Here is a 1474-nt window from a genome sequence, read left to right as displayed (position 1 = left end):
TTCATCGTCGGTGGTGGGGTCAACGGCTGCGGCGTGGCGCGCGACGCCGTCGGTCGCGGCTATTCGGTCGGCCTCGCCGAGATGAACGACCTGGCATCCGGCACGTCCTCCTGGTCCACCAAGCTCGTCCATGGCGGCCTGCGCTACCTGGAGCACTACGAGTTCCGCCTCGTGCGCCACGCGCTGAAGGAGCGCGAGGTGCTCTGGCGCATCGCGCCCCACATCGTGCGCCCCTTGCGCTTCATCCTGCCCCACCACGAGGGCCTGCGCCCCGCCTGGATGCTGCGCCTCGGCCTGTTCCTCTACGACCACATCGGCGGCCGGCGGAACCTGCCGGGAACGACCAGCGTCGACCTGACCGGCCCGCTCGGCACGCCGCTGAAAAACACGTTCTCCAAGGGCTTCGAATATTCCGACGCGCGCGTCGACGATGCCCGCCTCGTCGTTCTCAACGCCCGCGACGCGGCGGCGCGCGGCGCCGACATTTTCGTTCGCACCCGCCTCGTTGGCGCCCGGGCCGAGAACGGCCGCTGGCGCCTGACATTGCGCGACGCCGACGGCGGAGCCGAGCGCGAGGTCGGCGCGCGCTTCCTCGTCAACATGGGCGGCCCCTGGGTGGACGAGGTGATCCGCGGCGCGATGGGCCGCAACGAGGCGCGGCACGTGCGCCTCGTCCAGGGCTCGCACCTCGTCACGCGCCGCCTCTTCGACCACGACCGGGCCTATATCTTCCAGAATGCCGACGGCCGGATCATCTTCGCCATCCCCTACGAGGACGACTTCACGCTCGTCGGCACCACCGACCGCGACTACGAGGGCGACCCGGGCCAGGCGGCGATCACGCCGGAGGAGACCGACTACCTCCTCGCCGCCGTCAGCGAGTACCTGAAGGTGCCGGTCACGAAGGCCGACATCGTCTGGACCTATTCGGGCGTGCGCCCGCTCTTCGACGACGGCGCGAGCAAGGCGCAGGAGGCGACGCGCGACTACGTCCTGACGCTCGAGGACGGGGCCGGCGCGCCGGTGCTGCACGGCTTCGGCGGCAAGATCACCACCTATCGCGTCCTAGCCGAGGAGGTGCTGGAGCGCATCGAGAGCAGGCTCGGCCGCAAGGGCGGCTCCTGGACGGGCGAGGCGCCGCTTCCCGGCGGCGACTTCGCGCTGGATGGGGCGGATGGCTTGGAAGCCGAGCTCGGCAGGCAGGCGCCCGAGCTCGACGCCGTCACCCGGCGGCGGCTCGTGCGCGCCTACGGCACGGATGCGCGGCGTTTCGCGCGGAGCGGCGCGCTCGGCCGCGCTTTCGGCCACGGGCTCTTCGCCGCCGAAGTGGACTGGCTGATCGACCAGGAATGGGCGCGCAGCGCCGACGACATCCTGTGGCGGCGCTCCAAGCTCGGCCTGCGCTTCTCGGCGGAGGAGGCCGAGGCGCTGGAGGATTACGTCGCGCAACGCGTGCGGGAAAGGCTGATGGCCG

General features: G+C 71.4%; 1 protein-coding gene. It reads left to right on the top strand.

Going from position 1 to position 1474, the window contains the following annotated elements:
• Positions 1-1474, top strand: a 1474-nt coding sequence (glpD, locus tag FZN60_RS28495; RefSeq protein ID WP_246727347.1) for a glycerol-3-phosphate dehydrogenase, incomplete at both ends; no start/stop codon positions are given.

Origin of the sequence: Antarcticirhabdus aurantiaca (assembly GCF_009765365.1) — a bacterium.
GTDB lineage: Bacteria > Pseudomonadota > Alphaproteobacteria > Rhizobiales > Rhizobiaceae > Antarcticirhabdus > Antarcticirhabdus aurantiaca.
The sequence above is the reverse complement of the archived record's forward strand: the minus strand, read 5'-3'. Positions and strand labels throughout refer to the sequence as shown.